We start from the raw sequence: 6,129 nt of genomic DNA, 5'->3' as shown, positions 1-6,129 counted from the left end.
ACATTTAATTTATATCTATCAGGATAAACCAATTGTAACCGTCGTTCTACATTGGTTAAACCAACCCCTCCCTGCGCATCTTTGTTCTGTTGGTTCTTTTTATTTACTACACTAAAATGCAAAATCTTCTGGTTGGCAATGATATTGATTTTTACCGGTTCGGCCGGATCAGTTACTACCCCATGTTTAAATGCATTTTCTACAAATGAAATCAACATTAAAGGAACAATTTTTTGATTGTCAATTTCGCCGTTTAAGGTAAGCTCGATATAGGCACCATCTTTAAACCTTATTTTTTGCAATTCGATATAACTGGTTAAATAGTCTACTTCTTTGCTTAGCGCTACCGTTGGCGTATTGCTCTCATAAATCATGTAACGCATAATTTCCGAAAGCTTCATAATGGCATCGGCAGTTTTATCCGATTTTTGATAGGCTAGTGAATAGATGTTATTAAGCGAATTAAAAAGAAAATGCGGGTTTAGCTGCGATTTTAAAAACTGGAGTTCCATTTCGCGGCGTTCGCTTTCTAAATTCCGCTGGATCCTTTCGCTTGCAAACCAATCGATCGTAAATTTGATAATACAGCTGCAGATTAAGAAAAAACCTGATAGGAAAGTAACCATGATCACAAAATTATGAACAGGTATGTCCATACGTTTTCCTTTGGCATTTACTGCAGTTAACACATCATCCGGATACAATACCGCTATGGCTGTTTTAGCAACAACAGACACCGCAATTAATAATAGAAATGCTAATACGTATATAAAATATTTCTTCCTCTTCTTGATCAGTTCAGGAATTAAGAAAATATAATTAATGTAGAAAATTGAAATATTGATTATTCCATATACCACATAGCTGATAAAATAATCTTTAGCTGTATGTATTGAAGTATCAAAAATATTCATCCCAACAATTAGCATTACAATAATTGTCCAAAAAATAGCATGTAATATTAAAGGCCCCTTACTTTGTTTCATTAGAAATATATTAAATGGTTATGAAAGCTGATATCCGTTTAATAGACACATATTCTTTCATGCATCCAAAATAAATAAAGTTTTATCGATTTACTTACACAATCTACCAACGGGCATTTTTTTTCTACCAACGGCCCAATAGGCAAATTTTATCGACAAACGCCAAAAATGTCTGTTGATCTAGAATCTTGAACACTTGGTATAATAGATTTTAGCAGGTTGTTTTTCTTGAGTTTCTTTGAATCATCAAAACGAAAACAAAATGAAAACATCATCAGCAATTAACTTAAAAAATCAAACAGTAATTACTGATGGTATTTTCGCAACCGCTCAAATAAAACTATCGATCATGAAAAAGTTAGCAAACACATCACCATTTTTACTTTTATTATTACCTGTATTTATGATGATTATTTTAACACTTACCGTTAGCACCAATCAGAATGATGCAGAAATAGTTGTAAAACCTACAAAAACACCTGGTTCTGTTGTGAAACAAGTAACTGCTATTTTTAAATAGAAACAATGGGTAATTACGCTATCGAAACAGTAGGTTTAAACTTTAACTTCGGCAACCAGGTTATTGTAAAAGATCTCTCACTACAAGTACCAAAAGGCAGCATTTACGGCTTCTTAGGTCCAAATGGGGCTGGAAAAACAACTACTATAAAAATCTTGCTTAACCTGCTCAAATCGCCTTCTGATCAGGTTTTTATATTCGGTAAAGAAATAAACAGTAACCGTATAGCTACCCTTAAACGCATTGGCGCTCTAGTAGAACAGCCAGCCATTTATGGGCATTTAACAGGGAAAGAAAACCTCATTAACCGCTGTATTCTGTTAGGCATAAAAAAAACGAAAGCTGATGAAATGCTGTCACTAGTAGGTTTGACAGAAGCAGCAAATAAAAAAGCCAGTAAATATTCGTTAGGTATGAAACAACGGCTAGGCATTGCGCAAGCACTAATTTCAGACCCAGAATTACTCCTGCTGGATGAGCCTACAAATGGTTTAGATCCAAATGGCATTATTGAGGTCCGGAACCTCATGATCGATTTAGCTACAAAACACCAAAAAACAATATTGGTTTCAAGCCACTTATTGGCAGAAATAGAAAGAACAGCAACCCATGTTGGCATTATAAACAAAGGTCAACTATTATTTCAAGGCACCATTAACGAACTTCATTTACTGAGCAAACCTGTGCTCGAAATCGAAGTCGASAAGATCGAAAGCGCAAGTTCCCTTTTAACCAAGTCGGGTTATGAAATTATAGCAAAAACCGAAAAGATAATTACTATACCATTTACTTCATCACAAAAAAGTGGAGAACTAAATACATTACTTATCCAAAATGGTTTTACTGTAAGCAGTCTTTACCAGCAAAGAAAAGACCTCGAAAATTTATTCCTTGATATTACCAAAACAAACTAACATGCACGCTCTTTATATTTCTTTAGTATCAGAATTTTACAAATCCAGAAAAACCTTAGCTTTCTGGGCAGCGATATTATTACCAGTTATTATATGCGGGTTGATCAGCTTTGGTTTTTATTCCGACGCTGAGAAAATCATCGCCAACCATTATCCTCCAATGATATTATGGGCACATTACAGTGGAGCAGCACTCGGCGTAATGGGATTCTTAATAATGCCCTTCTATGTTATATTCATGGCCTTTTCGGTCAATAATATCGAACATAAAAACGATACCTGGAAAATGTTATTTGCCCAACCCTTAAATAAATTTTCGATTTATGCGGCTAAATACCTGTATGCTGTGTTGTTAATATTTATCTGTTTATTCCTATTTGCTACACTTACTTACGCCTTTGGCCACTTATTACAGGTATTGGTGCCTAAGCTTAATTTTAATCAGTACAACCCGCTAAATATCCTGGTTAACTCTTACGGCAAATTATTCTTATCATCTTTAGGCATTTTATCGCTACAGTTCATATTAAGCCTGCTATGGAGCGATTTTCTTAAGCCGATGGGCATTGGCTTTATTGGAACCATTATGGGCATTATTACCGCAAATGTAGGGTGGAAATATGCTTACCTGATCCCTTATTCATTACCTGCTCTGTCTTTAAAGATGACTAAGGTAAAAAAAGGAGGCGATCCGCTGGATTTTCCGGTTTTTACGCAGGAAATATGGACAAGCTTGATTTATGCTTTGGTTCTTTTCATTATTGGCTATTTTATTGTAACCAAAAAGAGCATAAAATAGTTTCAATCTGTAAATTTCTTGTACCAGACAATGCGATATGTAAAAATCTCATTGGATAATAATTTGAAGTGGTTTAAAGTGTATTTTAGATCAAAATCAACCACCAAATTATTCATAAAATGATCAAAAAATTTACAATCACCGCATTGGCCTTTGGCCTGTGCTTTTCAGCTTTTGCGCAAGACACCCCTGACGCAGCTGTAGTACAAAAAATAAGAAAGGAAGGTTTAGAAAATTCGAAGGCAATGGATATTGCTTTTAATTTAACTGATGTAAGCGGTCCCCGTTTATCAAACTCTCCGGGATTAAAAAAAGCACAGGATTGGGCTGTGAAGCAACTAAGCGATTGGGGATTAAAAAATGTACATCTTGAAGCCTGGGGAACTTTCGGTAAAGGCTGGCAGATAGACAAATACTATGCCGCCACTACACTTCCTTACTATCATGCCATTATTGCCTCTCCTAAAGCATGGACACCTGGTACAAATGGCCCGATCAAATCGCAGGTCATTTTAATCAAGGCCGATAGTGTTGCCGATTTAGCAAAATATAAAGGCAAATTGGCCGGAAAAATCGTTATGATGGATCAGGGTACCCCTCTAACAAGTGGCATTAAGCCCGATTTTCTGCGCTATGCCGATACTACCCTGGCACAAATGGCCGCAGCAAAACCACAACCTGCAGGCCCAAGACAACGCCCTAATGGCGGGCCAATGGCCGATAGAATGGCACAGATGATGAAAATGCGTGAAATCCGTGCGGCAATGAGTGCCATGCTGGTAGAAGAAAAAGTAGGTTTAATTTTAACTTATGCCCGTGGAGGACAGGGGACGTTTTTCACCAGTAACGGTGCTTCTTATGCTTTGGATGCAAAACCGGTATCGCCTGAACTTGAAGTTGCAGCAGAAGATTTCTTGCATATATTGCGTCTTTTACGTGCTGGCAAGCCTGTAGAAATTGAAGCTGACATCAAAACCTCATTTTACGATCAGGATCCTCAAGGATATAATGTAATTGCCGAAATACCTGGGACCGATAAAAAACTAAAAGATGAAGTGGTAATGATTGGCGGGCACTTCGATTCGTGGCATGCGGCAACGGGCGCTACAGATAATGCAGCAGGTTCTACCGTAATGATGGAAGCCATGCGTATTTTAAAAGCGATAGATTTTAAACCAAAGCGCACCATCCGTATTGCACTTTGGAGCTCAGAAGAGCAAGGTTTATTTGGATCGAGGGGTTATGTGGCAAAACATTTTGGCGATCCGAAAACCATGGTATTAACACCAGACCAGAAAAAAATATCAGCTTATTACAACCTCGATAATGGAACAGGAAAAATCCGCGGCGTTTACTTACAGGGCAATGCAGCCGCTGGTCCAATTTTTCAAAGTTGGTTAACACCTTTTAACGATCTTGGCGCTACCACCATCACCATTAATAACACAGGCGGTACCGATCACCAAGCCTTTGATGCCGTAGGTATCCCAGGTTTCCAGTTTATTCAGGATCCTGCCGATTACAATACCCGTACCCACCATAGCAATATGGATACTTATGATAGGCTTGTTGAGGATGATTTAAAACAGGCAGCAACCATTATCGCTTCTTTTGTTTACAATACTTCGCAGCGCGAGGCACAGATCCCAAGAAAAGAACTACCTGCTCCACAACCCGCAAGACCTTAAAGCAATATAGTATATAAACAAAAGCCTGCTGATTTGACTTTAGTATCAAATAGCAGGCTTTGCTGTTTAGAATGAGAGGTTATGCGTATCTTAACCTTTATAAGGATAATATTCTTTCTTTAAAGGCCCAAACAATTAATTGATAAGAATTTTTAAGATCGAGCTTTCTTACCATATTTCTTCGGTGCGTATTAACGGTATGCTCGCTGATAAAAAGCATTTCGCCAATTTCTTTACTGTTGTACCCCATCGATAACAAGTGTACAATTTCAACTTCCCTTTCGCTGATCGAACTGTGATTTTCCCGTAACAGGATATTGTTTATCATTTTTGAAAGAATTAAATGGTTAATGTTTCTATAATCAAGCTCTATTAAAAAATCAGACTTGTTTTAAAATAAGTTCAAAATATTTGTTTTAATAGGGCCCACGGCATTCATCGTTTACAATCACAAATTATTCAGCTGTTATTGTATACCAAAAGTAGTGGTACGTCGCAATTCGCCGTTAGCGCAAAACGCCTTAAATGAAAGGGTATTTTTACGGTATTTTAATTGCAAATAGCTCTTGCCGAAACCCTTATTATTATCGATTTTTAGAGAAAATCAAACAATAAATTTATGAGTCAAAAATTAAATTCGGAACCTATCGATAAGAAGGTTGCGCAGGCCATGGTTGATGCCTATGCTGTCGAGGCAAGAAAATTCCCACAATCTTTCACTAAAGCAGTATGGTTTCCGGCAGAACAGATAATGGAAATTGCAAAATTAATGAGCGAAGGAAAATATGATGGGTTAAGGCTCTATTTTGCGCAATATACCGATGTTTTACCTGAAGGGGTAAAAAGTGGGTATGCAGGTAAAAACACTTTGTTATTGGTACCCACTATGGCATGCGAAAGCAATGATGAAGAGCATCAGGATAACCTTGATGACATAGGAAACAGAGGTCAGGGCTGTCCAGAATTTTGTGAAGGCACACAATTATAAAGCATGAGGTACTTAACTCCTATATTTATAGCAGAAGTTATCTGTTTTATAGCTGCTATTGCAATCATATGGAAAGATAAACATGCTTTTGGGAAAGTAATTACCTGTTATTTAGCCATTGCATTAGTTACTGAGGAAGCCGCTGCCTATCTGGCTATAAGAGGTATACACAATTTATGGCTATTTAATATTTATATTGTTTTTGAAATCAGCGCAATATTATATGGCCTTTAC

8 protein-coding genes are annotated in these 6,129 nt (G+C 37.1%); 6 read left to right on the top strand and 2 right to left on the bottom strand.

What is annotated here, in order from left to right; translation table 11 throughout:
* Nucleotides 1-986 (bottom strand): sensor histidine kinase (locus tag AC1DPQ_RS14925; RefSeq protein WP_477609997.1); only part of this gene is annotated, 986 nt, incomplete at its 3' end.
* 262 nt (nt 987-1,248) lie between these two features.
* On the opposite strand from AC1DPQ_RS14925, the gene AC1DPQ_RS14920 reads away from it, so the two are divergent.
* From AC1DPQ_RS14920 to AC1DPQ_RS14905, 4 genes are all read left to right on the top strand, one after another.
* On the top strand, nt 1,249-1,506 hold the full coding sequence (locus AC1DPQ_RS14920; protein ID WP_477584549.1) for a hypothetical protein: 258 nt from the start codon (nt 1,249-1,251) through the stop codon (nt 1,504-1,506).
* Nucleotides 1,507-1,511: 5 nt separating this feature from the next.
* Entirely contained in the window at nt 1,512-2,420 is a 909-nt protein-coding gene (locus tag AC1DPQ_RS14915; protein WP_477609995.1) for an ABC transporter ATP-binding protein, read from the top strand.
* Between the two features lies 1 nt (nt 2,421).
* Complete coding sequence (locus tag AC1DPQ_RS14910; RefSeq protein WP_477584548.1) at nt 2,422-3,219, top strand: ABC transporter permease; 798 nt, start codon at nt 2,422-2,424, stop codon at nt 3,217-3,219.
* 119 nt (nt 3,220-3,338) lie between these two features.
* Nucleotides 3,339-4,907, top strand: coding sequence for a M28 family metallopeptidase (locus tag AC1DPQ_RS14905; RefSeq protein ID WP_477609993.1), 1,569 nt, complete (start codon nt 3,339-3,341; stop codon nt 4,905-4,907).
* A 97-nt stretch (nt 4,908-5,004) separates the two neighbouring features.
* On the opposite strand, the gene AC1DPQ_RS14900 is transcribed toward AC1DPQ_RS14905, so the two are convergent.
* On the bottom strand, nt 5,005-5,235 hold the full coding sequence (locus AC1DPQ_RS14900; protein WP_057931491.1) for a response regulator transcription factor: 231 nt from the start codon (nt 5,233-5,235) through the stop codon (nt 5,005-5,007).
* A 291-nt stretch (nt 5,236-5,526) separates the two neighbouring features.
* Here AC1DPQ_RS14900 and AC1DPQ_RS14895 point away from each other — a divergent pair, with 291 nt between their 5' ends.
* Complete coding sequence (locus tag AC1DPQ_RS14895; protein ID WP_477584766.1) at nt 5,527-5,895, top strand: hypothetical protein; 369 nt, start codon at nt 5,527-5,529, stop codon at nt 5,893-5,895.
* Nucleotides 5,896-5,898: 3 nt separating this feature from the next.
* Nucleotides 5,899-6,129 (top strand): hypothetical protein (locus AC1DPQ_RS14890; protein WP_477609991.1); only part of this gene is annotated, 231 nt, incomplete at its 3' end.

The organism is Pedobacter sp. 01T416_2, from assembly GCF_056398925.1.
This window is presented reverse-complemented; position numbering and strand designations above follow the sequence as displayed.